This is a genomic window from Streptomyces sp. CA-111067, assembly GCF_050956065.1.
In the GTDB taxonomy this organism is placed as follows: Bacteria; Actinomycetota; Actinomycetes; order Streptomycetales; family Streptomycetaceae; genus Actinacidiphila.
The window spans coordinates 2,093,891-2,120,571 of the sequence record NZ_CP192103.1 but is presented as its reverse complement, the minus strand read 5'-3'; the positions used below and the strand labels follow the sequence as shown (position 1 = coordinate 2,120,571).

Here is a 26,681-nt window from a genome sequence, read left to right as displayed (position 1 = left end):
GGACGGACGGTGTAACGGGCTCAGGACGGTCCGTTGCCCTCGCGCGTCTTGAGCCCGATCTGCCACCGGTAGAAGCTCATCGCCAGCGCGTAGTCGAAGCCCGCCCGGCCGTCCAGGAAGCCGCGCTTGAACAGGTAGGCGTAGGTGAACGACACCAGCGGCTTGAACGGCGCCTTGTGGAAGAGCTGGCCCTGCCGGGTCTTGACCTGCCGGATCTCCTCCTTCACCTGCGGGTTGAGCTCCAGCCACGCCTCCCAGTCCGAGTAGCGGTTGTGCCGCTCGAACCAGGTCCGCACCGGGTCCAGGTCCTCGTGCTCGATCGGCGACCGCAGCCGCGCCGCGGATTCCGCGACCGGCTGGTAGTGGCCCTCCTGCTCGCCCATCCCCGGCGCGTCCAGGTCCCCGACCTCGGGGAAGTGGCAGCGGGTGCGGTCCATCAGGGCCCGCTTGACGATCGTGTAGCCGTGCCGCAGCCGCCGCCCGGCGAACCAGTAGCCCAGCGGGATGTCGAACGCGGCCACCGACGGCGGCCCGGCGGCGAACGCGGCCTTGAGCTCGGCCAGCAGCTCCGGGCTCGGGGTCTCGTCGCCGTCGAGGAAGAGCAGCCAGGGGATCTCCGGCCGCACGTGGTCCAGGCACCACTGCTTCTTCTTGGGGTACTTGCCGTCCCAGACGTAGTCGACGACCTCGGCCCCGTGGCTGACCGCGATGGCACGGGTGTCGTCCGTGCTGTCGGAGTCCACCACGACGACGGCCTGGACGTGGTCGATCACCGACGACACCGTACGGGCGATGTTCTCCGCCTCGTTCTTGGTCGGTATCGCCACCACGACGGGGAGCTTGCTCATCGGTTCCCTCCGGAGGCCAGCCAGGCGTAGCACCCGCTGGAAGTGATGCCGCGCGCGGCGGCGGGGACGGTCATCGTGGCCGGGCCCGGCTTGCTGCCGGTGCCGGGCCCCGATGCCAGTACGGTGCCGCCGGCGCCGGTCACCCGCCAGTTGCAGACGGCCGACGGGTGCGGAGCGCGGTAGCCGCCCGGCGCGACCGACGTGCCGGGCACGGCCTTGGCCGACACGGTGAAGGTGCCGTCGCCGAAGCCGTGGTCGGCCGCGTCGATCACCGGCTGCCGCTGCGGGCACAGGCTGCGCACCGCGGCGGTCGCGCCGGACCGGCTGATGTCGCCGGTCAGGATGGCGGTGGCCGCCGCGTCCGGGTCGACGGCCACGGTAAGGGTCAGCCGGTCGCAGATCTCCTGGCCGCCTTCGAGCACCGCGACAGGGTCGGTGCCCTTGGGCACCCGGCCGGACAGATAGCTCTTCTGCTGCTTGGTGAAGGTGCCGCCGCCGGGCGGGGTGAGCTGCGGGTCGGGCACCTTGGGCTGGTCGGCGGCCGAGCCCGGCGCCTCGCCGTCGGGCGCGGTGCTGCCGCCGGTGCCGCCCGGTGCCGCCGACGGCGCCGCCGCCGTGGAGCCGGGCGCGGCGGACCCCGCCGGCGTCGTCGTCACCGGGTGCTTCCCCATGTCGGGTCCGCCCGGCTGGACGTCGGAGCTGCAGGCGCCGAGCAGCACCGCCGCCGCCGTCACGAGGACGGCGGCGGCGGCGCTTGACCGGGTGATCCGGCTCACGGAGTGGTCCCCAGCGTGTACTGGTTGGCGACCTGGCTCCCGGACAGGACCGTCGGGAAGACCGCGGCCTCGTCGATGGAGCCGGCGAAGAACTGGCTGCTGGGCTGCGACGGCCAGCTGTTCAGGTTGTCGCCGCCGACCCGCCAGTAGCCGTCGAAGTTCTGGCTGGTGGTGACGGTGAAGTCGACCGCCTTGAGCACGCCGTCCACGTACAGCCGCATCCCGCCGGGCCCCTGCGTGGCGACGACCTGGTGCCAGGTGCCGTCGTTGTAGCCGCCGCCGGGTGTGGAGATGATGCGGGTGCTGCCGGTGTAGACGCCGAAGATCAGCTGGCCGCTGTTGGTCATGTAGATGTGCTTGTCGTAGTTGCCGCTGGTCTCGGTCGGCAGGTTGCCGAAGCCCATGATCTTGCCACCGGTGGTCGTGGTGGTCTTGAACCACGCCTCGATGCTGTACTGCGAGGGCGTGGAGTGCTTCTTGTCGCTGTACGTCCACTGGGTGGAGCCGTTGAAGGTGTACGCCTTGGAGCCGGGCACCGCGCCGGGCGCCACCGCGTGCACCGGGCCGCCGACCGAGATCCCGCTGTCGTCGGAGGACGAGGAGTCGGCGGTGTAGGAGCCGGCCGCCGCGTCGTACCGCCAGTACAGGCTGGCGCCGTCGGCCAGCACCTGGCCGGCGTACGGCTCCGCGGTGGCCGGCACGGTCGCCGACGCGTTGGGCGACAGCGCGCTGGTGTTGGTGCCGTCGCTGGCCGAGACCCGGTAGGTGTACTTCACGCCGGGCACCACGTTGGTGTCGGTGTAGGTGATCTGCGGGCGCACCCAGGGCAGCGAGGCGCCGGTGGTCGTGTAGACCGGGGTGGTACCGCCGTTGCGGTAGACCCGGTAGGTCAGCACGCCGTCGTCGTTGTCGGTGCTGGACTGCCAGCTGACCTTGACCGAACCGGGGTCGACGCTGCTCACCGAGGTCGCGGGCAGCGTGGGCGCGCCGGTGTCGGGGCCGGAGGCGAACCGGGTCAGACCCTGCTGCGCCGCGCCGTTGACGGTGGTGAACTCGCCGCCCACCCACAGGTAGTCGGTGCCGCCGGAGGAGGCCAGTGCCATCACCCGCGGGCCGATCTTCTCGCCGATCCCGTCGTTGGTGTCGGGGAACCAGGACAGCAGGTGCGGGTCGTCGACCGACTCGGCCAGCAGGTGCTTGCGCACCGAGTCCGGGTACTCGCCCATGCTGGAGCAGTCATGCGCGTGGCTGCCGCTGTACAGCACGGTCTGGTAGACCTGCAGCGCCTGGGTGGCGCCCAGGCAGTTGTCCCGCCAGACCTGGTTGAAGTCGGTCAGGCTGAACCGGATCCGGCCGTCGAAGACTCCGCCGCCGGTGCCCTCGTTGGCGGTGTAGAAGCTGTTGCTGGCCGGGTCGACGATGATGTCCTTGGTCACCGACGTGGCGTCGATGAAGCCGTTCGGATACGACTTGACCAGGCCGCCGGTGGTGGAGTCCACCACGGCGAGCGAGTGCGAGTTCGTCCCGTCCACCTGGTTGAAGTCGCCGCCGAGTATGACGTCCTGGCCGTCCGGGGTCACCGCGAGGGTGCGGCCCGGGTTGTCGGCCGCCGGCGCCCACGGCAGCAGCGCGCCGGAGGTGTCCACCGCCGCGTAGCGGCCGCGGCTCTGGCCGCCGACCGAGGTCACGTCGCCGCCGAAGAAGACCGTGTCGGCGGTGGCCTCGACGGTCCGCACGGTGCCGGCCACCGACGGGTGGAAGGTGCTGCTCACCGTGCAGGTGGCCAGGTCGATCGCCGCGAGGCTGCTCACCCCGACCCCGTTGACCTGGCCGAAGAAGCCGCCCGCGTAGAGCGTGCTGCCGTCCGGCGAGACGGCCAGCGAGCGGACGGTCGCGTTGTTCGAGCTGACGGTGAAGCTGAGCTGGCAGCCGGCCGGCTGGCCGGTGGCCGCGTCGAAGGCCGCGAAGTTCGCGACCGGCGTCTCGTTGCTGCCGGCCGCGGAGCCGGCCGGGCGGATGGCGGAGAAGGTGCCGGCGGTGTAGACGATGCCGTTCGCCTGCGCCATCGCCCAGACGACCCCGTTCGTCTGGTATGTGCTGAGGTTGTCGGCGGTGAGGCCGATCGGTGGTTGGAGCGCGGTCGCCGATGGTGACGACAAGGCTCCGAGTGACGCGGCTGCCAGCGCTATGGCAGCCGAGAACACCGGCCATTTTCGCATGAGTTGCCCCCCAAGGCCCCTGATGTGCAGCGGCTGAGCCAGCCGCCGTGGTCGGCACAGTAGGGGGTTCCGCTTAGCGAGGTCTGCCCTTTTGCCGAAATCTACGACTATCCGTTGATCAGGTCATCTGTCGATGCGAACGGTGGCTCCGGCCAGCTGGTCGGCGACCTGCCGGATGTCCGCTTCCACCATGATCCGGGCCAGATCCGCGACTTTGACCTTGGCCTCCCAGTCCAGCAGATCGCGCGCCTTGCTCGGGTCGCCGATCAGCGCGTCCACCTCGCTCGGCCGCTGGTACTTGGGGTCGAAGCGGACGTACTGCGCCCAGTCGAGGTCGGCGTGCGCGAAGGCCAGCTCCACGAACTGCCGCACGGTCGCGGCCTCGCCGGTGGCCACCACGTAGTCCTCCGGGTCGTCGCGCTGCAGCATCCGCCACATCGCCTCGACGTACTCCGGCGCGTAGCCCCAGTCCCGGACCGCGTCCAGGTTGCCCAGGTACAGCCGGTCCTGGAGGCCGGCCTTGATCCTGGCCACCGCGCGGGTGATCTTGCGGGTCACGAAGGTCTCACCGCGGCGCGGCGACTCGTGGTTGAACAGGATGCCGTTGACCGCGTACATCCCGTACGCCTCGCGGTAGTTCACCGTCGACCAGTAGCTGAAGACCTTCGCGCAGCCGTACGGGCTGCGCGGGTGGAACGGGGTGTGCTCGTTCTGCGGCGGCGGCGCTGCGCCGAACATCTCCGAGGACGACGCCTGGTAGATCCGCGCCTCGGTGCCGCTGGCCCGGACCGCCTCGAGCAGCCGCAGGGTGGACAGGCCGGTCACGTCGCCGGTGTAGAGCGGCGCGTCGAAGGACACTCGGACGTGCGACTGGGCGCCGAGGTTGTAGATCTCGTCGGGACGCAGGTCGTGCAGCAGGTTCACCAGCGCCACGCCGTCGGTCAGGTCGGCGTGGTGCAGTACGAAGGAACGGTTCTGCTCCTGCGGGTCCTGGTAGATGTGGTCGATCCGCTCGGTGTTGAACGTCGAGGACCGGCGCACGATGCCGTGCACGGTGTAGCCCTTGGACAGCAGCAGCTCGGAGAGATACGAGCCGTCCTGTCCGGTCACGCCGGTGATGAGTGCGGTCTTGCTCACGCGGTTTCCCCCCAAAAGTGCGGCGTTCGCCGCGGCCGTCTGTCGCGGCCGGGCTGCCGGCCGTGTTCTGGTCGTGTTCTGGTCGTGTTTTTCATGGAATGCGGGATAGTCACCCGTTCGGGTGAAGTGTGCTGGCACAATACGGGTTATGACTGACCTACTGCCTGCCGGTGCCCGGATCTTCGTCGCCGGGCACCGGGGCCTCGTCGGCTCCGCGGTGACCCGCCGGCTCACCGCCGACGGCTACCGGGTGCTGACCCGTACCCGTACCGAACTCGACCTGCGGGACGCGGCGGCGACCGCCGCGTACCTCGACGAGTCCCGGCCGGACGCGGTGGTGCTCGCCGCCGCCCGGGTCGGGGGGATCATGGCCAACTCGACCTATCCCGTGCAGTTCCTCGAGGACAACCTGAAGATCCAGCTCAGCGTGATCGCCGGCGCGCACGCGGCGGGCGTGGGCCGGCTGCTGTTCCTCGGCTCCTCGTGCATCTACCCCAAGCTCGCCGCGCAGCCGATCCGCGAGGACGCGCTGCTGACCGGCCCGCTGGAGCCGACCAACGAGGCGTACGCGCTGGCCAAGATCGCCGGCATCGTCCAGGTGCAGTCCTACCGGAAGCAGTACGGCGCCTCGTTCGTCTCCGCGATGCCCACCAACCTCTACGGGCCCGGCGACAACTTCGACCTGGCCACCTCGCACGTGCTGCCGGCGCTGATCCGCCGCTTCCACGAGGCCCGGGTGGCCGGCGCGCCGGAGCTGACCCTGTGGGGCAGCGGCACACCGCGCCGGGAGTTCCTGCACGTGGACGACCTCGCCGCGGCCTGCGAGCTGCTGCTGCGGGTCTACGACGGTGACGAGCCGGTCAACGTCGGCTGCGGCGAGGACCTGGAGATCCGCGAACTCGCCGAGACCGTCAGCGAGGTGGTCGGCTACCAGGGCGCCATCGCCTGGGACACCGGCAAGCCCGACGGCACCCCGCGCAAGCTGCTCGACGTCTCCCGGCTGCGGGCGCTCGGCTGGCAGCCGCGGATCCCGCTGCGGGACGGGATCGCGTCGGTGTACGAGCAGTGGCGGGAGGCCGCCGGGTCTGTGGCGCACTAGTAGGCCCCGCGCCCGTCCACCACGGCCCGCATGGTGCGGGCCATCACGTCCATGTCGCCGGACAGCGTCCAGTTGTCCACGTACCGCAGGTCGAGGGCCAGCGTCTCGTCCCAGGACAGCTCGCTGCGCCCGCTGACCTGCCACAGCCCGGTGAGGCCGGGCTTCACCGACAGCCGGCGCAGCGCCACCTCGTCGTAGCGTGCCACCTCGTCGGCCAGCGGCGGGCGCGGCCCGACCAGCGACATGTCGCCGCGCAGCACGTTGAACAGCTGCGGCAGCTCGTCCAGCGACCAGCGGCGCAGCAGCCGGCCGACCCCGGTGACCCGCGGGTCGCGGCGCATCTTGAACATCAGGCCGTCGTTCTCGTTGGCGCCGCTGTACTCCAGCTCCGCCTTGCGGGACTCCGCGTCCCGCACCATCGTGCGGAACTTCCACATGGTGAACGGGGTGTTGCCCTGCCCGTGCCGGATCTGCCGGTGGAAGGCCGGACCGGCCGAGGTGAGCCGGATCGCGGCGGCGATCACGCCGAACAGCGGCGCGAGCAGCAGCAGTCCGAGGCCCGCGCCGGTCCGGTCCACGGCGGACTTCAGGCTGACCTGCACGCCCCGCCTGACCGGCGGGGCGATGTGCAGCATGGCCAGGCCCGCCGGCGCGTCCAGATGGATCCGGTGCGCGTCCACGTCCACCAGGCCGGGCAGCAGCGCCAGCGGCAGCCGCTCGTCGTACAGCGCCCAGGACAGCCGGCGCAGCCGCTCCGCCGACAGCCGCGGGCCCGGCGCCACCAGCACCAGGTCGGCGCCGTGTTCGCGGGCCGCGCGCAGTACGGCGGTGGCGTCGCCGCGCGGGCTGTCCGGGTCGAGCGAGCCGAGCCGCGCGGTGACCGGCGCCCCGCACTCCAGCTTGGCGCTGCCCACCGGCACCACCCCGACCACCACGTAGGCGTGGTCGGTCCTGGCCGCGAGATGGCCCACCACGTGGTCGGCCGCGCTCGGTTCGCCGATCACCAGCACCCTGCGCACCGCGTGCGCCTCGCGCCGGGCGGCGGCCAGATGCCAGTGGGTGACCTTCCGGCAGGTCACCGTCAGCAGCAGCCCGACCAGCAGGCCGAGCAGCGGCCCGGCCGGCTCGGCGGTGCTGCCGATCGCCGTCAGCAGGACCGCGAGCACGCCGAGCAGTGCCAGCCAGTCGCCTATGACGGGTGTGGAGCCGCGCGCCTCGCCGAGGTTGACCGTGGCGTACCGCCGCCGGACGGCCCGGATGCCGAGCCAGGCCACCGCCGAGAGCAGCGCCCCGGCCAGCGGATGAGCCCGCCCGCCGGCCCGCAGCACCAGCTCCATGGGTATCGCTATACCCAGTGCGTCGGTTGCCAGGGCGGCCGGCAGGTACCACCCGGCCTTGTCACCGAAGGCGCCGCGCGCGCTCCGGACCGCACTGTTCACTCCATGCCTCGCCCGGCGCTGCCGCTGCTCCGTGACGGAGTACGGAACGCCGGACGCGGGTACGCCGAAGACACCGGTGGCACCGGTTGTCGTCAACGCGTTGAAAGCGTGCGGAGACCCGTTGCGCACGTTGTGCGCGGATCTCGGCTCCCTTTCGACGGGCATCGCAGATACAGCCGACTGTGCATCGACACGCCGCATGGACCCCCCTGGTACCTCGCGACCGACTGCGCCCTATCACTTCCCCAAGTGACGGTGCGCGGTGATAACAGCGAACGCTAGGCCAACATACGGCCCGTCCGCTGCGGTTTACGCATAATCGAGCCGTTGTTATGACCGAGTTAACACGCCTATGGCGCCCGAGCGGGCACCCAGTGTAAGGGTTCGGTTACAGGAGTAACCGGCCCTTACAGTTGTGGCTTGTGTCCACAGTCCCACTCCCCGATGATCTGCGCGCCGCTCTGGCCACCCGGTTGCACTCTACGGCGCCCAAGCGGGCATCCGCGCAGGTCGAGCGGCTTATCGAGAACTACCGCGGCCAGACCCCCACGACCGCGCCCGTGTTGCGTGACGCCGATGACGTCGCCGCCTACGCCGCCTACCGTATGCCTGCCACCTACGCCGCCGTAAGGACCGCGCTCCATTCTTTGCGCGACCAGGCCCCGGAATGGACGCCTGGAGTTCATCTCGACCTCGGCGGCGGCACCGGTGCGGCGACCTGGGCGGTGGCCGACGCCTGGCCGTCCGGTGAGGCCGCGGGCGGGACGGCGTCGCCGCACGTCAGCACGGTACTTGACTGGTCGCGGGCCGCCCTGGCGCTCGGCGCCGAACTGGCCCGGGACGCCCGCGAACCCGCCGTCCGGGACGCCCGCTGGACGCTCGCGCCGCTCGGCGGCACACCGCGGCTGCCGGAAGCCGACCTCGTCACCGTCTCCTACGTACTCGGCGAACTCGCCCCCGCCGACCGCGAGGCGCTGCTCGCCGCCACCGCCGAGGCCGCCCGCGGCGCCGTGCTGATCGCCGAGCCGGGCACTCCCGACGGCTACGCCCGGATCATCGCCGCCCGCGACCTGCTGATCGCGGCCGGCTTCCGGATCCTGGCGCCCTGCCCGCACGACGGGCCCTGCCCGGTCACCGGCAGGGACTGGTGCCACTTCGCCGCCCGCGTGCAGCGCACCTCGCTGCACCGGCAGGTCAAGGGCGGTTCACTGCCCTACGAGGACGAGAAGTTCAGCTACCTGGCCGCCGCCCGCTTCCCGGCGCGGCCGGCGCGGAGCCGGGTCGTCCGGCACCCGCAGATCCGCAAGGGGCTGGTGATGCTCGACCTGTGCACCAGGGACGGCGGGCTGGTGCGCAGCAACGTCACCAAGCGGCAGGGGGAGCTCTACCGGGCGGCCAGGGACACCGACTGGGGCGACCCGTGGCCGCCGGAGGCCGAGCCCCCGGAAGCCGAGCCCCCGGAGGCCGATCAGAGCCAGCCGTAGCGGCGGAAGGCCCGATAGCACAGAAACGACAGCGTCGCAGTCACTCCGAGCATCAGCGGGTATCCGAACGTCCAGCGTAGTTCCGGCATATGCTTGAAGTTCATCCCGTAGAAACCTGCGATCATCGTGGGGATGGCCAGGATTGCCGCGGCGGCACTGATTCTCCGCATATCGACGTTCTGCTGGACGGCGAGTTGGCTGAGATTGGCCGACAGCAGGCCGTCCACCAGTTCCCCGTAACTCGTCAGCCGCTCCCGGACCTGGGTCAGATGGTCGGCGACATCGCGCAGATAGCGGCAGATCTCCGGGCCGATCAGCGGATCGGTCTCCTCGCTGAGCCGTTGCAGCGGCCTGGCCATCGGGTTCACCGCCCGCTTGAACTCGATCAGCTCCCGCTTGAGCTGGTAGATCCGCTCGGCGTCGTCGCCGTGCGAGGCGGAGAAGACATCGGACTCCAGCTCCTCCACGTCCAGTTCCACGGCGTCGGCGACATCGAGGTAGTCGTCCACCACCTGGTCGGCGATCGCGTGCAGCACCGCGGCCGGGCCCTGCGCGAGCATCTCGGGACGGCCTTCGAGGGTGCGCCGCACCCGGGACAGGCCGGGCGCGCTGCCGTGCCTGACCACCACCACGAAGTCCGCGCCCAGGAAGATCATCAGCTCGCCGGTGTCGACCACCTCGCTGGTCGCGGTCAGCTTCTCGTGCTCCACGAAGACGATCGTCTTCAGCACCATGAACAGCGTCTCGCCGTACCGCTCCAGCTTGGGCCGCTGATGCGCCTGCACCGCGTCCTCCACCGCCAGCGGGTGCAGTCCGAACGTCTCGGCGATCTCGGTCAGGTGCTCGGCCTCCGGCTCGTGCAGCCCGATCCACACGAAGCCGCCCTTGCGCTTCGCGGCCTCCGCGTGCGCCTCGGCCGGCGGCAGCGACGCCACCCGGTGGCCGTCCTCGTACACCGCGCAGTCGACGATCACATCGGCGGTGCAGCGGCGCTGCTCGGGCAGCCCGCCGTCCTCGGCCAGGGTGTGCCATCGGCCGCCGCGCCGCCAGGTGCGGCCGGTGCCGGACCGCTCGCCGCGGGGCCTGCGGTGGATCATCGTGGGCCTGTGACTCATCGTGCTTCCACTGTTCTCGCTGCCTTCGCCGCCGTCACCGGTTCACCGGTCTCTCCAGTACCGCCATCGCCGCGTTGTGCCCGGGGACGCCGCTGACCCCGCCGCCGCGGACCGCGCCCGCGCCGCAGAGATAGACGTTCGCACATCCGGTGCCGACTCCCCACCGCCCGGTGGCCTGCGTCACGTCGCCTGCCCCGTCCTCGTCCCGGTACGGCCAGGACAGGTCCCGGTGGAAGATGTGCCCGCCGGGCAGTCCCACCTCGCGCTCCAGGTCGGCCGGCGACTTCGCCTCAAGGCACGGCCGGCCGTCCGCGTCCAGCGCCAGGCAGTCCGCGATCGGCTCGGCCAGCACCGCGTCCAGCTCCGCCAGGGTGGCCGCGAGCAGCGCGTCCTTCGCCGCACCCGGGTCCTGCTCGAACAGCCGGGCCGGCGCGTGCAGTCCGAACAGGGTCAGCGTGTGCACGCCCCGCGCGGCCAGTTCGGGGGACAGGATCGACGGGTCGGTCAGGCTGTGGCAGTAGATCTCCGACGGCGGCGCGTCCGGCAGCCGGCCCGCGGCGGCCTGCTGGTAGGCGCTCTCCAGCTGCCGGTAGGACTCGGCGACGTGGAAGGTGCCGGCGAACGCCTCCCGCGGATCGACGGCCGTGTCGCGCAGCCTCGGCAGCCGCCGCAGCAGCATGTTGACCTTGAGCTGGGCGCCCTCCGGCTTGCCGGCCCCGGCCGCCGGTTCCCCGCCCAGCAGCCGGGCCAGCGTGTACGGGGCCGCGTTGACCAGCACGTCGCGGGCGCCGACCGTACGGGTGCCGGCCCCGGTCTCGTACGTCACCTCCGCCGTCCTGCCGTCCGCGGCGATCGCGGTGACCTCGGCGCCGGTGACGATCCGGGCGCCGGCCGCGCGGGCCGCGTCGGCGAGCGCGTCGGTGAAGGCGCCCATCCCGCCGATCGGCACGTCCCAGTCTCCGGTGCCGCCGCCGATCACGTGGTAGAGGAAGCAGCGGTTCTGCCGCAGCGACGGGTCGTGGGCGTGGCTGAACGTGCCGATCAGGGCGTCGGTGAGCACCACACCGCGCACCAGGTCGTCGGCGAACTCGGCCTCCACGGTCTCGCCCAGCGGCCGTTCGAACAGCACCGCCCAGGCGGCCGGGTCGCCGATCCGGTCCCGCAGCTCGGCGCGGGTGGGCAGCGGCTCGGTCAGGGTGGGGAAGACCCGCTCGGCGACCTGCCCGGTCATGCCGTAGAACCGCCGCCAGGCGTCGTACTCCCGGTCGGAGCCGGTCAGCCGGGCGAACTGCTCCCGGGTGCGGCCCTGGTCGCCGGCGTCCACCAGCAGGCCCCCGTCACCCTGCGGGGTGTACGAGGAGATCCGCCGCCTGCGGACGGCGAAGCGCAGCCCCAGCTCGTCGACGATCTTCGCCGGCAGCAGGCTGACCAGGTACGAGTAGCGGGACAGCCGCGCGTCCACCCCGGCGAAGGCCCGGGTGGACACGGCGGCGCCGCCGGTCGCCGGCAGCCGCTCCAGGAGCAGCACCCGGCGGCCGGCCCTGGCCAGGTAGGCGGCGGCGACCAGTCCGTTGTGGCCGCCGCCGACGATCACGGCGTCGTAGCCGCCGCCGGTGTCGGGGGCGGCGGCTCGGGTGTCGGGCGCGTCGTGGGAGGAAGCGTGCATGGCCGCACCCTATGAGGGCGCTACCCCGCGCGCAGCTCCATCGTGCAGCACTTCACGCTGCCGCCCGCCTTGTGCAGCTCCGACAGGTCGACCGGCACCGGATCGAAGCCGCGCTCCGCCAGCGCCGCCCGCAGTCCGGCGGCGTTGTGCGGCAGCAGGACGTTGCGGCCGTCGCTGACCGCGTTCAGGCCGAGGACGGCGGCGTCCTCGGCGGTGGCCAGCAGCGCGTCAGGGAACAGCCGGGCCAGCACGGCGCGGCTGCCGGGGGAGAAGGCGCCCGGGTAGTACATGACCTCGTCGCGGGCCCCGTCGAGCACCGCGAGCGCGGTGTCCAGGTGGTAGTAGTGCGGGTCGACCAGTTCCAGGCCGATCACCGGCCGGCCGAAGAACTCCTGCGCCTCGCCGTGCGAGAGCGGGCTGCTGCGGAAGCCCTGCCCGGCCAGGATCCAGGAGGCGGTGACGGCGAAGTCGCCCTCGGCCTCGTTGATGTGCACGGGGTCGCGGACCTCGGCGAAGCCGTTGGCCCTGAACCAGGCGAGGTGGGCCGGCGCCTCGCCGGACCGCTCGGGGTTGGCGAACCGGGCGCCGAGTACCCGGCCGTCCACCACGGTCGCCCCGTTGGCGGCGAAGACCATGTCGGGCAGCCCGGCGAGCGGGTCCAGGATCTCCACGGTGTGCCCGAGCGCGCGGTAGCGGTCGCGCAGTTCCTCCCACTGGAACAGGGCGAGCACCGGGTCCACCGGCTTGGACGGATCCATCCACGGGTTGATGGTGTAGCTGACGCGGAAGTGGGCCGGTGGGCACATCAGGTACCGGCGGGGTGTGGCCATGCGCAATGGGGGCTCCTCGGAGGGTGGTTGAGTGCCGTTGCCTTGCACGGATCGTCCACCTGACCGGGCGATCGGCCCGGGAGCGGACGTGGAGCGTACGGCTGAATGTCCCACTGCGTGGCCGCTTCCGGGTAGTCCTCGGCGCCCGGTTGGGGTTCATCAGTTGATGATATCTTCGCTTGACAAACAAACCCGGCCCCGATAATTTCATCGATCGTAGAAGTCATCGCATGATGAACCGCCTACCTCCGGTGAGGAATCGGGATGAACTTCGATCTGACGGATGATCAACGGAAACGTTACGACGAGGTCTTCGACGGCGTCCGGGAGAGTCTGGGCGCGCCGTCCGGCCCCGGCGCCGGGGCCGGCGGGTTCACCCGGGACCGGTGGAAGGAAGCCGCGCGGCTCGGGCTGGTGGGGCTGTGCATACCGGGGGAGTACGGCGGCGGCGGGCTCGGCGCGCTCGACACCGCGCTGTCGCTGGAAGCGTTCGGCCGCGGCTGCCCGGACACCGGGCTGGTGTTCGCGGTCTCGGCGCACCTGCTCGCCTGCGCCGTCCCGATCCGGGACTTCGCCGGCGAGCAGGTGCGCGCCGACCTGCTCGGCGGCCTCGCCTCCGGCGAGCTGATCGCCGCCAACGCGATGACCGAGGACGAGGCCGGCTCCGACGTCGGCACCCTCGCCACGGTCGCCGTCCGCGACGGCGACGACTACGTGCTCGACGGCGAGAAGTCCTTCGCCAGCAACGCCCCGGTCGCCGACGTCCTCGTCACCTATGCCACCACCGACCCCAAGGCCGGCTACCTCGGCCTCACCGCCTTCGCCGGCCGCACCGGCCGGCCGGGAGTGACGGTCGGCGAACCGTTCGACAAGATGGGCCTGCACGGCTGCCAGGCCGGCCGGGTCACCTTCACCGGCTACCGCATACCGTCCTCGCACCTGCTCGGCGCCGAGGGCACCGGCGCCGCGGTCTTCCAGCACTCGATGGGCTGGGAGCGCGCCTGCCTGTTCGCGGGCTATCTCGGCCTGATGGACCGGCAGTTGGACGCCTGCGTCGAACACGCAAGGCAGCGGCGGCAGTTCGGCCGCCACCTCGGCGGCTTCCAGGCGGTCTCGCACCGGATCGCCGCCATGAAGCAGCGACTTGAGGCCGCCCGGCTGCTGCTCTACCGGGCCTGCTGGCTGCTGGACCAGCAGCGCGACCACACCCTGGCGGTGGCGCTCGCCAAGGTGGCGGCCTCCGAGGCCGCGGTCGCCAACAGCCTGGACGCCGTCCAGATCTTCGGCGGCAGCGGCTTCCGCACCGAGACCGGCATCGAGCAGCACCTGCGCGACTCGATACCGAGCACGATCTTCTCCGGCACCTCAGAGGTGCAGCGCGAACTCGTCGCGAGGGAGCTGGGACTGTGAGCGTGCACGGGCTGGTCATCGCGGCCGCCGCACAGTATCCGGACCGGCTCGCCGTCGCGGGCCCCACCGGCTCGCTGACCTATCGCGAACTCGACCTGGCGGCCGACCGGATCGCGCACGGCCTGCGGGCCCGCGGGGTGCGGCGCGGCGACCGGGTGGTGGTGTGGTCGCCGAAGTCCGCCGAGGCGGTGGCCACCATGCAGGCGGTGCTCCGGCTGGGCGCGGCCTACGTACCGGTGGACGGTTCGAGCCCGCTGCACCGCGCGGCCACGATCGCCGCCGACTGCGAGGCCCGGGTGGTCTGCACGCCCTCCGACCGGATCGACCAGGCCGCCGAACTGGGGATCTGCCTGCTCGACCTCGACACCGCGGGCGCGTCCACCGCACCGGCCAGAGCCGTCGACGAACCGGTGGCCGCGGGCGATCTGGCCTACATCCTCTACACCTCGGGCTCCACCGGCACCCCCAAGGGCGTGTGCATCAGCCACGGCAACGCCCGGGCCTTCATCGACTGGGCGGTGGAGATCAGCGAGGCCCGGCCGGACGACCGGTTCTCCAGCCACGCCCCCTTCACCTTCGACCTGTCGGTGCTCGACCTCTACGCGGCCTTCAGCGTCGGCGCGTCGGTGCACCTGATCCCGTCGGAACTCGCCTACGCCCCTGACCAGTTGGTGGAGTTCCTGCACCGGGAGTGGATCAGCGTCTGGTACTCGGTGCCCTCGGCGCTCACCTTGATGATGCGCGACGGCGGCCTGCTGGCCCGGCCGGCCCCGGCGAGCCTGCGGGTGCTGCTGTTCGCCGGCGAGCCGTTCCCGATCTCCGGGGTGCGGCAGCTGGCCGGCTGGACCGGGGCCAGGCTGCTCAACCTCTACGGGCCGACCGAGACCAACGTCTGCACCTTCCACGAGGTGGCGGCCGCCGACCTCGGCCGCGACCGCCCGGTCCCGATCGGCACCGAGAGCTGCGGCGACGCCGTCTGGGCCGAACGGGCCGACGGGCGGGTGGCCGAGCCCGGCGACGAGGGCGAACTGGTGGTCGCCGGGCCGACGGTGATGCTCGGCTACTGGGGCGCGTCCCCGCACCGCGGCGTCTACCGCACCGGCGACATCGTGCGGATGCTCCCCGACGGGTCGTACGACTACGTCGGCCGCCGCGACCACATGGTCAAGGTCCGCGGCCACCGGATCGAACTGGGCGAGGTGGAGGCCGTGCTGGCCGCCCACCCGCACGTCGAGGAGGCCGCGGTGATCGTCACCGGGGCCGGCATGGACTCCCGGCTGGAGGCCTTCGTGGTCGCCGCGGCCGGCGCCTCGGTGGGCGTCCTCGCCCTCAAGCAGCACAGCGCGCAGCGGCTGCCCCGCTACATGATCGCCGATCAGGTGCACATCGTGCCTGAACTGCCCAGAACGGCCAACGGCAAGGTGGACCGGGCGGCGCTGGAAGCCCGCACTCCGGTTCCTGGAGGGAGGAGGGTGTCATGACTGTGGACGGGCACATTCCGATGGCGACCATGACCTCGGAGATCCCGCTGATGGGTCCGGTGGCCGACGCGCAGGACTTCCGGCAGACGATGGGGTCCTTTCCGACCCCGGTCGCCGTGGTCACCGCGCTCGACTCGGACGGCGTACCGCGCGGCCTGACGTGCAGCGCGGTGTGCAGCGTGTCGATGGACCCGCCGTCGATGCTGGTCTGCGTCAACCGCAGGAACGGCAGCCTGGACGCGATCCGGCACAGCGGCGGCTTCGTGATCAACCTGCTGTGCGACGACCGGCAGCACGTCTCCGACGTGTTCGCCTCCGCGTCGCCGCAGAAGTTCGCCGACGCCGAGTGGCAGCCGAGCCCGATCTCGGGCCTGCCGCACCTGCACGACGACTCCCTGGCGTTCGTGGACTGCCGGCTGCAGGCCGAGATCGTGGCCGGTTCGCACGCGATCCTGATCGGCACCGTGCGCTCCTCGGGCGCCGGCGGCCGTACCCCCGACAGCGGGCCTCTCGTGTACTACGCCCGCAGCTACGGGCGTTGGGCTCCATCCCTGTCAGTCGAAGACGAACTTCCCGGAAGGAGTTAGGAATGTCCCGTTCGCCTCATGCGAGGTACGGCACCCACTCACCCGCCACAGGTTCCCCGGCCGCGACTCTGGATGAGGTCCGATGACCACCGACTACGACATAGCGATCATCGGCGGCGGGCCGGCCGGCTCGACCGCCGCGGCCTACCTGGCCAAGGCCGGGCTGAAGGTCGCGGTGTTCGAAGGGGAGATGTTCCCCCGGCCGCACGTGGGCGAGTCCCTGGTGCCGGCCACCACGCCGGTGCTGCTGGAGACCGGCGCGATGCCCAAGGTCGAGGAGGCCGGCTTCCCCAAGAAGTTCGGCGCGGCCTGGACCTCCGCGGAGTCGCGGGCCGTCCCGCACAACGGCTTCTCCGGCCTGACCCACGACTTCAGGGCCGCCGAGATCCTGTTCAGCGAGCGCGACCAGGCGGGCGTCGACCGGGACTACACCTTCCACGTGGACCGCGGCAAGTTCGACCTGATCCTGCTCAAGCACGCCGAGGAGCTGGGCGCGGACGTGTACCAGAAGGCCCGGGTGCTCGACGTGGACTTCGACGACCCGGAGGCGGTCGCGCTGCGGGTCAGGTTCGGCCCGCGGGAGACCGAGTTCACCGCGAAGATGGTGGTGGACGCCTCCGGCCGCAACACCTTCCTCGGCCGCAAGCTCAAGGTGAAGACACCCGACCCGGTGTTCAACCAGTACGCCATCCACACCTGGTTCGAGGGCCTCGACCGCAAGGCGCTCGCGGTCAACCCCGACCAGTGCGACTACATCTTCATCCACTTCATGCCCATCAAGGACACCTGGGTATGGCAGATCCCGATCACCGACACGGTCACCAGCGTGGGCGTGGTCACCCAGAAGAAGCGCTTCACCGAGGCGGGCCCGGACCGGGAGAAGTTCTTCTGGGACGTGGTGGGCACCCGGCCCGACCTGGAGGAGTCGCTGCGCAAGGCCGAGCGGGTGCAGCCGTTCCGTCAGGAGGGGGACTACAGCTACTCGATGACCGAGATCTGCGGCGATCGGTTCGTGATGATCGGCGACGCGGCCCGGTTCGTCGACCCGATCTTCTCCAGCGGAGTCAGCGTCGCGCTCAACAGCGCCAGGATCGCCGCCGCCGACATCGTCGCCGCCGCGGAGGCCGGCGACTTCTCGCACGCCAGGTTCGCCGGCTACGAGGGCAGGCTGCGGGCCGGTGTCCGCAACTGGTACGAGTTCATCTCCATCTACTACCGGCTGAACATCCTGTTCACCGCGTTCGTACAGGACCCGCGCTACCGGCTGGACGTCCTGAAGCTGCTGCAGGGCGACGTCTACGACGACGAGGAGCCCAAGGCGCTGCAGGCGATGCGGGAGATCGTCACCGCTGTCGAGCAGGACGACACCCACCTGTGGCATCCCTACCTGGGCACGCTGCGCGCGCCCTCGGCGGCACCGGCGTTCTGAGCCGGCCGCCGCCGGGCCGGCCCCGATCCGCCCCTCGATCCACCGGTCCGGTTCCTGCGCAATCCGGCCACGGCCTTATACGCAGGTGCCGGTCGGTGAATCGATGCTAAACATGCCCGGCGCTATGCCGGCGGTACTGTATGGATGGTGAAACAGTCTGTACGCATAGCGGCAGACAGGGCCGGATGGGCTACACTCTCACGAAAGTTGGGGGCGACTACTCTCTGAGAGAATGGCCATGGATTCCTCTGGCGACGGGCGAGTCGATCGCCCCCACCCGGTCTTCGTTCTGGTTCCCGGCGGGCCTGACGATCGAGTGGTTCCCACCGGTGGCAATCGGGAGGCGATTAACGCCGCCGCGCGGCGGCTGTTCGCCGAGAAGGGCTATCAGGGCGTCAGCGTTCGGGCCATTGCCAGGGAAGCCGAGGTCGATCCGGCCCTGGTGCACTACTTCCACTCCACGAAGGACGAGCTCTTCGTCGCGATGATCGCGAAGATCTGCGACCTGCAGGGGCTCACCGACCGGGTGCTGCGCGGCGAGCGCGACGGGCTGGCCACCGAACTGGTCCGGGCCTTCCTGGACTTGTGGGAGCTGCCCCGGTACCGCGAACCGCTGCTTGCCATCCTGCGGTCCGCGGTCAACCATGACGAGGCATACCGGGTGCTGTACCGATTCACCACCACCGGCTTCGTCCGCGACGTGGCGGTGGCCTCCGGAGCGTCGGAGCCCGAGCTGCGGGCGGAGCTGATCGTCGCCCAGCTGATGGGCGTGATCATGATGCGGGACGTTTTGGGCTTCAAACTGCTGGCCGCCGTGGACCGCGAGGTGCTGGTCACTCAACTGGCCTTCGCGGTGGATCTGCTGCTCACCTGTGACCTTTCGCTGTTCACTCGCTGAGGTCGGTCGGCAGTTCGCTGAAGATCACGGTCACCCGCCAGGCGAGATCACTCCCTTCGTCCTCGGCCGAGAACTCCGGGTGCACGCACAGGATGTGCGGTGACCGTTCGCGTATCTGCTCCAGCTGCCTGACATAGCGGGCCGCCTCGCCGAGTGGATTGGAGAGGTTCTCGCCGAAGAAGTGCACCGATCGATAAGTGATGAGATCCGAATGCCCCGTTCCGGGTGGCAGCGGTAACCGGAATGCCGAGGTCGGATCGCTCACGTTCTGTCCGGTCCTGGCCAAATCTTATCCCCCGTCTCAGAATGCCGGGCGTCTGCGCCGACGCACGCCCATCCCTACCCACTGCCGGCCGACCCCGACCTGCCGGCGGCTGTCCCATCGCGTCCCTCAGGAATTCTTGACCTGATGAAGTCATCATGCATAGTATCAGGGAAGAATTCAACGCCTGAAGAAGACGCGGCGCCGGCTGAACCCGGCTGACACCGCTGACCTGGGAGGTTCCTCCGGGTCCCGTACACGGCAGTTCCGCGCGCCTTGCCCCTGGCGGGACGGCGAGTCCCGGCGCGACGGCTGACGGACGCCCGTCCAGGGCCGTTCGAGTTCCCTCATGAGGAAGGAATCCCCATGATCACCAGTGATGATCGTGTCGTCGTGGTCGGAGCAGGTCCCGGCGGTCTGCTGCTCGCCGGCGAACTCGCCCTCGCGGGCGTACCGGTCACCGTCCTTGAACGGCGGGCCGGCCGGTCCGCCGAGTCCCGCGCGCTCGGCCTCCAGGCGCGCACCCTGGAGCTGCTCCAACTCCGGGGCATCGCCCAGCGGTTCACCAGCCGCGGCAACCCGCTGGACCACTTCAGGGTCACCGTCGGGTCGTCCAGGATCGACCTGCGCCGGCTCGACTCGCCGTTCCAGCAGCTCAACATCCTGCCGCAGAGCCAGACCGAGGAGCTGCTCGAACAGCGCGCGGTCGAGCTCGGCGCCACGATCGAGCGCGGCGCCAAGGTCGTCGGGGTCAGGCAGGACCGGGACGGGGTGACGCTGAGCGTGGCCGCCGAGGGCTCCGACCGCACCTGGGAGGAGCACGCGGCCTGGGTGGTCGGCTCCGACGGCTCGCACAGCGCGGTGCGCGAGGCGCTCGGCATCGGGTTCCCCGGCAAGACCTACCCGTACAACATCGTGGTCGGCGACGTCCGGCTGGCCAAGCCGCCCAAGGACGGCATGCTCATCGAGGTCGGCAAGACCGGCCTGGTGGTCGCCATCGACTTCGGCAACGGCTGGTGGCGGATGGGCGTCGTGGACTGGAGCCGGCCCAAGGAGAACAGCGAACCCGCCACCCCGCAGGAGCTGGAGGAGGCGCTGACCACCATCTTCGGCTACGACCTCGGCGTCCACGACCCGCTGTGGATGACCCGGTTCAAGTTCCAGATGCGGCAGGCCACCACCTACCGGCAGGGCCGGGCGCTGCTGCTCGGCGACGCCGCCCACGTGCACGCGCCGCTGGGCGCGCAGGGCCTGAACATGAGCATGCAGGACGCGATGAACCTCGGCTGGAAGCTCGCCGCCGTCATCAAGGGGGAGGCCCCCGGCGAGGTGCTCGACAGCTTCGAGCGCGAGCGGCGGCCGGTCGCCACCCGGGTGCTGACCGCGACGGACAACGCGATCCAGGTGATGATGTCGCAGAAGCTCCCGGTCAGGACCGCGCGCCGGCTGGTGATCCCGAACATCCTCAAGACCGGCCGCGGCCACCAGACCCTGGCCGGCTATGTCTCCGGGCTCGCCTGGCACTACCCGCCGGCCGGCGAGGGCCCGCACGCGCAACTGGTCGGCAGGCGCGTCCCCGACACCGTGCTGCGGCTGGCCGACGGGGCCACCCGGCACCTGGCCGAGCTGCTCAACCCGGGCAGGTTCGTGCTGGTCGACCTGTCCGGCGGACGGTTCAGCGAGGTCGCCGCGCCCTGGGGCGACAGCGTCGTCCGGGTGCAGGCGCAGCTCTCCGGCCGCTCGCCGATGTCGGACTACCAGGGCATCCTGGTCCGCCCCGACGGCTACTGCGCCTGGGCCGGCGGCCGTTCCGACAGCCAGACGCTGCGCGCGGCGCTGCTCACCTGGCGCGGCGAGCCCCGCCCGCAGCAGCCCGCCCCGAAGCCGGCCCCCGAGCCCGCGCCCGAGGCTGTGGCCCCGGCTCCGGCCCCGAAGCCGGCCACCGAGGCGCCTGCGCCGGCCCCGACCCCGGCTCCGAAGCGGGCCACCGAGGCGCCGGCCCCGGCTCCGGCCGGCACGGCCAAGTCCGCCGCCGCGTCCGCCCCTTCGGCCGACGCGGCAGCCGCAGCCGCGCCCGTCGCCTTGCCGGCCCGCAGCAGCAAGCAGCCGCGCGCCACCGCGCGCGCCCGGCAGCAGGTTTCCGAGTCCATCCCGCAAGCGCCCGGTTCCACCGGTACGCGAAGGAGCTGACATGTCCCAAGACGACGTCACCGCCCGGCTGTTGGGCTTCATCCGCGACAAGTTCCTCGGCGGCGACCCCAAGAACGAACTGGACGAGTCCACCCCGCTGCTGGAGTGGGGGGTCCTCAACTCGATGAACACCGCGCTGCTGTTGAACTTCCTACGCGACGACCTCGGCATCACGGTCCCGCCGATCCAGATCAACGGCCAGAACTTCAAGAGCGTCAAGAGCATCGCGGCGCTGGTGCAGGGCCTGTCGGTCGCCGCCGGCGAGTGACGGGCCCGCTGACGACGAGGGGCCGCAGCGGTGCCATCCAACGGAGCTGATCCGCGGGAGGCCGTCGGCGCCGGCAACGGCCGCAGGGCCGGCCGCCGGCCCGGCGTCAACGACACCCGCAGCGACATCATCAGGGCCGCGCAGAAGCTGTTCGCCGAGAAGGGCTACCACGGGGCGAGCATGCGGGCCATCGCCCAGGAGGCCAACGTCGATGCCGCGCTCATCCACTACTTCTTCACCTCCAAGGAGGTGGTGTTCGCGGCGGCGATCGAGGACGGCTTCCTGCTGACCGAACTCATCGACACCGTACTGGAGCCGGGGGTCGCCGGCCTCGGCGAGCGGCTGGTCCGCGGCTATCTGGACCTGTGGAACACGCCGGCCAGCCGGGACCCGATGCTCGCGGTGATGCGGTCGGCGCTGTCCTACGGCGACGCCGCCCGGCTGCTGGCCGAGTTCATCAGCTCCCGGGTGGTGCGCCGGCTGGCCACCGCGATCGACATGTCCCATCCCGACCTGCGCGGGACCCTCGTCGGCGGCCAGCTGTTCGGCCTGGCCATCGCGCGTTACGTGATCAAGGTCGAGCCGCTGGCCTCGGCACACCCCGACGTCGTCGTGTGCGCCGTCGGCCCCACGATCGACCGCTACCTCACCGGCCCGATCGACCTGACGGCGGCTCAGCAGCCGTCCCAGCAAGAGTCGTTCGAGCAGCAGCCGTCCCAGCAGCAGTCATCCCAGGAAGGAGGAAGTGATGGCAGCACCGCCTGAACTCCCCGAGAGCACCGAGATCCTGATCGTCGGCGCGGGGGCCACCGGCCTGGCGCTCGCCGCGACGCTGGCCGCCAGGGGCCGCAGCTTCGCGATCATCGACAAGCTCCCCGAGCGCAGCAACTTCTCCCGCGCGATCGGCACCATCCCGCTGACCCTGGAGATGCTCCAGCCGCTCGGCGTCGCCGAGCAGCTGGCCGGGATGGGCAACCGGGCCAGGCTCGCCCGGTTCTACTCCGGCGACCGGGACCGCGAGTTCGTCAAGGTCCGCTTCGACCGGCTCTCCACCCGCTTCCCGTACGTGCTGCTGATGCCGCAGCACTTCACCGAGACCGTCCTGGAGACCCGGCTGCGCGAGCTCAACGGCGCCGAGGTGCACCGCCCTTACGTGCTGGCCGGCATCGAGCAGGACGGCAAGGGCGTCGTCGCCACGGTCACCGGCGCCGGCCCCGGCGAGGGGGAGACCCGCACGATCCGCGCGGACTACGTCGTCGGCGCGGACGGCGCCCGCAGCACCGTGCGGGAGCTGCTCGCGGTGCGCTTCCCCGGCGACACCTGCCGGCAGACCTTCATGCTGCACGACCTGCGGCTGAAGGACGGGCCGCCGAACGACGAGATCCAGATGTTCTGCTCCCGGCTCGGCGCGGTGACCATGGGCGCGATCCCGCCGGGCATCGTCCGCGCCACCATCTCCGTCGACGACCCGCCGGCCTCGCCGCAGGGCCCGACGGTGGCCCAGGTGCAGGCGCTGATCGACGAGCGGGCCCCCGCGCACTACCGCCCCGAGGTCCTGGAGGTGCTGCACAGCGGGCGCAGCCGGGTGCACCACCGGCTCGCGGACCGCTTCCGGGTGGGCCGGGTGTTCCTGGCCGGCGACGCGGCGCACTCCAACAGCCCGGTCAGCGGCCAGGGCATGAACCTGGGGATCCAGGACGGCATCATCCTCGGCGACCTGCTCGCCACCTCGCTGGCCACCGGCCGCGACCTGCTGGACGACTACGAGCGCCGGCGCCGTCCGATCGCCAAGGAGGCGATCGGTATGACCCGCCGGATGCACCAGATCTCCACCGAGGCGGGGCCGGTGACCGGCGGCCTGCGCGACCGGCTGTTCCCGCTGGCGAACCTCTCGGTGCTCAATCGCAGGGTGGCCTACCAGCTCTCCGGCCTCGGCCGGCGCCCGGTCGCCGCCATCCAGAAGTCTTGACGTGATGAAATCATCGTCTGTAGAATTCAATCAATAGTGAATTCTCCGTCTGGAGGTCCGATGCCGCAACAGAACCGTCCGACCTATGACGTCGCCATCCTCGGAAGCGGTATCGCCGGCTCGATGCTGGGCGCGATCCTCGCCCAGGGCGGCGCCTCCGTACTCCTCATCGACGCCGACTCGCACCCGAAGTTCGCGATCGGCGAGTCGACCATCCCGTACACCCTGGTCACCCTGCGCACGATCGCCGAGCGCTACAACGTGCCGGAGATCAAGACCCTGGCCACGTTCACCAACTGCTCGAAGATCATCGGACCCTCGTTCGGGGTCAAGAAGCACTTCGCGTTCATGCTCCACCACGAGGGCCGCGGCCAGGACCCCAAGGAGACCAACCAGTTCAGCACCCCCGGCCTGCTGCACGAGGCGAGCCACCTCTACCGGCAGGACACCGACGCCTACCTCTTCCACGCGGCCGTCCACTACGGATGCGACGCGCGGCAGAACTTCCGGGTCGCCGACGTCGACTTCGACGACGCCGGCGCCACCCTGACCGGCACCAACGGCGAGGAGTACCGGGCCCGTTACGTGGTGGACGCCAGCGGCTTCCGGTCGCCGCTGGCCGCCAAGTTCGACCTCCGCGAGGAGCCCAGCAGGTTCAAGCACCACTCCCGCTCGCTGTGGACCCACATGACCGGGGTGACGCCCACCGACGACCTGTTCAAGGGCCGCGCCAAGGCCGACGTCCCGCCGGTGCCCTGGTACGAGGGCACCGTGCACCACATGATCCCGCGCGGCTGGTTCTGGACCATCGGGTTCGACAACCACCCCAGCTCCCGCAACCCGCTGTGCAGCGTGGGCCTCACGCTGGACGAGCGCAAGTACCCCAAGGACCGCTCGCTCACCCCGGCCGAGGAGTTCGCGGCCATCGCCGAGCGCTACCCCGACATCGCCAGGCAGTACGCCGGCGCGGTACCGGCCCGCGGCTGGACGTCCACCGAGCGGCTGCAGTACTCGTCCAAGCGCACGGTCGGCGACCGATGGTGCCTGCTGTCGCACGCGGCCGGCTTCATCGACCCGCTGTTCTCCCGCGGCCTGTCCAACACCGCGGAGGCGATCAACGCGCTGGCCTGGCGGCTGCTGCGGGCGTTCAAGGACGACGACTTCTCCGCCGAGCGGTTCGACTTCGTGGACCGGCTGCAGCAGGGCCTGCTCGACTACAACGACGAGCTGGTCAACGCCGCCTACATCTCCTTCGAGGACTACGACCTGTGGAGCGCGGTCTTCCGGATCTGGGCCTGGGGCTCCAACGCCGGCACCTTCCGATTGCAGGAGGCGCTGACCCGGTTCCTCAAGGACGGCCGGGAGGACCACTTCCTCGATCTGGAGGAGGCCTCCAACCTGGGCTTCTACTGGCCCGACCACGCCGGCTACCGCAAGCTCTTCGACGAGATGGTCGCCAAGACCGACGCCTACGAGGCCGGCCAGATCTCGGCCGGCCAGGCCGCCGACGACCTCTACGACTCGCTGCGCGAGGCCGACTTCGTGCCCAAGCACTTCGGATTCGCCGAGCGCGACCAGCGGTTCCTCAACCCGACGCCCAAGACGCTGTTCAAGACGGTGCGTTGGGCCCGCAAGGAGGCCGACCCGGTGGTCAGGCAGCTCATGGTGAACAGCTTCGGCGAGGCGGTGCGGCACAAGGTCCGCGGTCGCCGGATCTTCTGAGACCCCGTCAGGTCCGAGCCGTGCGGGGCCGCCGGCCGGCCGCCATCAGGAAGGGAAACCGACGTGAAGAACACAGGCAAGGCCAGCAGCGTCAAGTCCGCCGCCAAGCCGGAGCCGCCCAGCCATGACGTCGTCGTCCTCGGTTCGGGTCTGGCCGGCTCGATCACCGCGGCATGCCTGGCCCGCAACGGGGTGAGCGTGCTCATCGTCGACGCCGGCCAGCACCCCAGGTTCGCCATCGGCGAGTCCACCATCCCGTACACCTCGATGATGATGCGCCTGGTCAGCGAGCGGTACGGGGTGCCGGAGCTGAAGTACCTGACGACCTTCGAGGCCGTCCAGTCCAAGATCAGCACCAACTGCGGTGTGAAGCGCAACTTCGGCTTCATCTACCACGAGGCCGGCGAGGCGCACGACCCGCGGCAGACCAACGAGTTCCCGATCCCCAAGATCACCCACACCGAGAACCACTTCTTCCGCCAGGACGTCGACCACTGGATGCTGAAGGTCGCCATCAGCTACGGCGCCGAGTCCCGGCAGCACACCAAGATCGTCGATGTCGACGTGGACGACGCCGGGGTCACCCTCACCCCCGAGCAGGGCGCGCTGATCCGGGCCAAGTACGTGATCGACGCGAGCGGCTTCCGCTCGCCGCTGGCCGAGAAGTTCCAGCTGCGCGAGACCCCGACCCGGCTGCGCGCGCACTCCCGCTCGCTGTTCACGCACATGACGGACGTGCGGCCGTTCGAGGACACCGTCATCCCGCAGGGCGTGCACCGCAACCCCAGCCCGTGGAGCCAGGGCACCCTGCACCACCTGTTCACCGGCGGCTGGATGTGGGTGATCCCGTTCAACAACCACGCCAGGGCCACCAACCCGCTGGTGAGCGTGGGCCTGAGCCTGGACCCGCGGATCCACCCCAAGCCGGAGGGCACCGCCCAGCAGGAGTTCGACGCGTTCCTCGCCGACTACCCCGACATCCGCAAGCAGTTCAGCCGGGCCAAGCCGGCCCGCGACTGGGTGTCCACCGGCCGGCTTCAGTACTCGTCCAAGCAGACCGTGGGCTACCGCTGGTGCCTGACCTCGCACGCGGCCGGCTTCATCGACGCGCTGTTCTCCCGCGGCCTGGAGAACACCATGGAGATCGTCAACAGCCTGGTCTGCCGGGTGATCGACGCGGTACGCGACGACGACTTCTCCGTCGAGCGGTTCGAGTACGTGCAGCACCTGGAGCAGGGCCTGCTGGACTTCAACGACGACCTGGTGGCCAATGCCTACACCTCGTTCCAGGACTGGAACCTGTGGGACGCCTGGTTCCGGGTCTGGTCGCTGGCGCAGATCCTGGCCACCTTCGAGATCAACCGGACCTACGCCAAGTACCTCGACAGCCGCGACATGGCGGCGATCGAGCACCTGGCCAAGCTCGAACCGCACGGCAGCGTGCCGGAGTACCCGCCGGCCAGGGAGCTGTTCAGGTCGGTCAGCAGCACCGTCCAGCAGGTGCAGAACGGCCAGCTGGACGCGGCCACCGCCGCGGAGCACATCTTCAAGCTGCTCGGCGAGGCGGACTTCTCACCGCCCGCCTTCGGCCTGAAGGACCGCGACAACCGCTGGTACAACGCGACGGCGCCGAACGTCGCCAGGACGCTGCGCTGGGCCAAGAAGGAGGCCCCGCCGGAGATCGGCGACCTGGTCTACGAGGGGCTGACCCTCTTCCTGCGCAAGCGGCTGTCGCCCGACGAGTTCGACCTGCGCGGCGAGCTCAAGCACACCCTGGCCGAACGGCCCATCCTCGGCCGCCCGTTCCGGTAGTCCGGCCCACCCGATCGAACCACGGACAGTGAGGGTGCAC

General features: G+C 70.8%; 22 protein-coding genes. 13 read left to right on the top strand and 9 right to left on the bottom strand.

Annotated elements, in window-relative coordinates; translation table 11 throughout:
- Positions 1-20: 20 nt before the first annotated feature.
- The 4 genes from ACQPW6_RS09165 to gmd form a co-directional block, all read right to left on the bottom strand.
- On the bottom strand, positions 21-848 hold the full coding sequence (locus ACQPW6_RS09165) for a glycosyltransferase family 2 protein (RefSeq protein WP_433889063.1): 828 nt from the start codon (positions 846-848) through the stop codon (positions 21-23).
- Positions 845-1,624, bottom strand: coding sequence for a hypothetical protein (locus tag ACQPW6_RS09160; protein ID WP_433889062.1), 780 nt, complete (start codon positions 1,622-1,624; stop codon positions 845-847). The genes ACQPW6_RS09165 and ACQPW6_RS09160 overlap by 4 nt, the downstream gene beginning before the upstream one ends.
- Positions 1,621-3,843 carry a LamG-like jellyroll fold domain-containing protein gene (locus tag ACQPW6_RS09155; RefSeq protein ID WP_433889061.1) on the bottom strand — a complete coding sequence of 741 codons (2,223 nt, stop codon included), beginning with the start codon at positions 3,841-3,843 and terminating at the stop codon, positions 1,621-1,623. The genes ACQPW6_RS09160 and ACQPW6_RS09155 overlap by 4 nt, the downstream gene beginning before the upstream one ends.
- A 123-nt stretch (positions 3,844-3,966) precedes the next feature.
- Positions 3,967-4,980 carry a GDP-mannose 4,6-dehydratase gene (gmd, locus tag ACQPW6_RS09150; RefSeq protein WP_433889060.1) on the bottom strand — a complete coding sequence of 338 codons (1,014 nt, stop codon included), beginning with the start codon at positions 4,978-4,980 and terminating at the stop codon, positions 3,967-3,969.
- Positions 4,981-5,128: 148 nt separating this feature from the next.
- Between gmd and ACQPW6_RS09145 the strand changes: the two genes are divergently transcribed.
- Positions 5,129-6,079 (top strand): GDP-L-fucose synthase family protein, encoded by a 951-nt coding sequence (locus ACQPW6_RS09145; RefSeq protein ID WP_433889059.1) that lies wholly within the window; start codon positions 5,129-5,131, stop codon positions 6,077-6,079.
- Here ACQPW6_RS09145 and ACQPW6_RS09140 read toward each other — a convergent pair.
- Complete coding sequence (locus tag ACQPW6_RS09140) at positions 6,076-7,416, bottom strand: sugar transferase (RefSeq protein WP_433889058.1); 1,341 nt, start codon at positions 7,414-7,416, stop codon at positions 6,076-6,078. The genes ACQPW6_RS09145 and ACQPW6_RS09140 overlap by 4 nt on opposite strands.
- Positions 7,417-7,940: 524 nt before the next feature.
- Between ACQPW6_RS09140 and ACQPW6_RS09135 the strand changes: the two genes are divergently transcribed.
- Positions 7,941-9,002: a small ribosomal subunit Rsm22 family protein gene (locus ACQPW6_RS09135; RefSeq protein ID WP_433889057.1), complete on the top strand. Its 1,062-nt coding sequence runs from the start codon at positions 7,941-7,943 to the stop codon at positions 9,000-9,002.
- Here the strand turns inward: ACQPW6_RS09135 and corA are convergent.
- From corA to ddaH, 3 genes are read right to left on the bottom strand one after another with little or no spacing between them, the layout of a single operon-like run.
- Positions 8,987-10,117 carry a magnesium/cobalt transporter CorA gene (corA, locus tag ACQPW6_RS09130; protein ID WP_433889056.1) on the bottom strand — a complete coding sequence of 377 codons (1,131 nt, stop codon included), beginning with the start codon at positions 10,115-10,117 and terminating at the stop codon, positions 8,987-8,989. The two genes, ACQPW6_RS09135 and corA, sit on opposite strands and share 16 nt — an antisense overlap.
- Positions 10,118-10,151: 34 nt before the next feature.
- The gene (locus ACQPW6_RS09125; RefSeq protein WP_433889055.1) at positions 10,152-11,783 is read right to left on the bottom strand and encodes a phytoene desaturase family protein; all 1,632 of its coding nucleotides are present in this window, start codon (positions 11,781-11,783) and stop codon (positions 10,152-10,154) included.
- A gap of 20 nt (positions 11,784-11,803) precedes the next feature.
- A complete protein-coding gene (gene ddaH / locus ACQPW6_RS09120; RefSeq protein ID WP_433889054.1) occupies positions 11,804-12,619 on the bottom strand; it encodes a dimethylargininase in 816 nt (271 codons plus the stop codon).
- A 258-nt stretch (positions 12,620-12,877) separates the two neighbouring features.
- On the opposite strand from ddaH, the gene ACQPW6_RS09115 reads away from it, so the two are divergent.
- The 5 genes from ACQPW6_RS09115 (at position 12,878) to ACQPW6_RS09095 (ending at position 18,418) form a co-directional block, all read left to right on the top strand.
- Positions 12,878-14,023 (top strand): acyl-CoA dehydrogenase family protein, encoded by a 1,146-nt coding sequence (locus tag ACQPW6_RS09115; protein WP_433889053.1) that lies wholly within the window; start codon positions 12,878-12,880, stop codon positions 14,021-14,023.
- Entirely contained in the window at positions 14,020-15,504 is a 1,485-nt protein-coding gene (locus ACQPW6_RS09110; protein WP_433889052.1) for an amino acid adenylation domain-containing protein, read from the top strand. The genes ACQPW6_RS09115 and ACQPW6_RS09110 overlap by 4 nt, the downstream gene beginning before the upstream one ends.
- Complete coding sequence (locus ACQPW6_RS09105) at positions 15,501-16,091, top strand: flavin reductase family protein (protein WP_433889051.1); 591 nt, start codon at positions 15,501-15,503, stop codon at positions 16,089-16,091. Before ACQPW6_RS09110 ends, ACQPW6_RS09105 begins: the two co-directional genes overlap by 4 nt.
- Before the next feature lie 82 nt (positions 16,092-16,173).
- Positions 16,174-17,520, top strand: a complete 1,347-nt coding sequence (locus ACQPW6_RS09100) for an NAD(P)/FAD-dependent oxidoreductase (RefSeq protein WP_433889050.1) — start codon at positions 16,174-16,176, stop codon at positions 17,518-17,520.
- A gap of 232 nt (positions 17,521-17,752) precedes the next feature.
- Positions 17,753-18,418, top strand: coding sequence for a TetR family transcriptional regulator (locus ACQPW6_RS09095; RefSeq protein ID WP_433889049.1), 666 nt, complete (start codon positions 17,753-17,755; stop codon positions 18,416-18,418).
- On the opposite strand, the gene ACQPW6_RS09090 is transcribed toward ACQPW6_RS09095, so the two are convergent.
- Complete coding sequence (locus ACQPW6_RS09090; RefSeq protein ID WP_433889048.1) at positions 18,408-18,605, bottom strand: hypothetical protein; 198 nt, start codon at positions 18,603-18,605, stop codon at positions 18,408-18,410. The two genes, ACQPW6_RS09095 and ACQPW6_RS09090, sit on opposite strands and share 11 nt — an antisense overlap.
- A 441-nt stretch (positions 18,606-19,046) precedes the next feature.
- Between ACQPW6_RS09090 and ACQPW6_RS09085 the strand changes: the two genes are divergently transcribed.
- The 6 genes from ACQPW6_RS09085 (at position 19,047) to ACQPW6_RS09060 (ending at position 26,641) form a co-directional block, all read left to right on the top strand.
- Positions 19,047-20,870, top strand: a complete 1,824-nt coding sequence (locus tag ACQPW6_RS09085; protein ID WP_433889047.1) for an FAD-dependent monooxygenase — start codon at positions 19,047-19,049, stop codon at positions 20,868-20,870.
- A gap of 1 nt (position 20,871) precedes the next feature.
- Positions 20,872-21,138, top strand: a complete 267-nt coding sequence (locus ACQPW6_RS09080) for an acyl carrier protein (protein ID WP_433889046.1) — start codon at positions 20,872-20,874, stop codon at positions 21,136-21,138.
- Between the two features lie 30 nt (positions 21,139-21,168).
- Positions 21,169-21,903, top strand: coding sequence for a TetR family transcriptional regulator (locus ACQPW6_RS09075; RefSeq protein ID WP_433889045.1), 735 nt, complete (start codon positions 21,169-21,171; stop codon positions 21,901-21,903).
- On the top strand, positions 21,887-23,107 hold the full coding sequence (locus ACQPW6_RS09070; protein ID WP_433889044.1) for an FAD-dependent monooxygenase: 1,221 nt from the start codon (positions 21,887-21,889) through the stop codon (positions 23,105-23,107). The genes ACQPW6_RS09075 and ACQPW6_RS09070 overlap by 17 nt, the downstream gene beginning before the upstream one ends.
- 60 nt (positions 23,108-23,167) lie before the next feature.
- Positions 23,168-24,829, top strand: a complete 1,662-nt coding sequence (locus ACQPW6_RS09065; protein WP_433889043.1) for an NAD(P)/FAD-dependent oxidoreductase — start codon at positions 23,168-23,170, stop codon at positions 24,827-24,829.
- Positions 24,830-24,892: 63 nt separating this feature from the next.
- On the top strand, positions 24,893-26,641 hold the full coding sequence (locus ACQPW6_RS09060) for an NAD(P)/FAD-dependent oxidoreductase (RefSeq protein ID WP_433889042.1): 1,749 nt from the start codon (positions 24,893-24,895) through the stop codon (positions 26,639-26,641).
- The last annotated feature ends 40 nt before the right edge of the window (positions 26,642-26,681 follow it).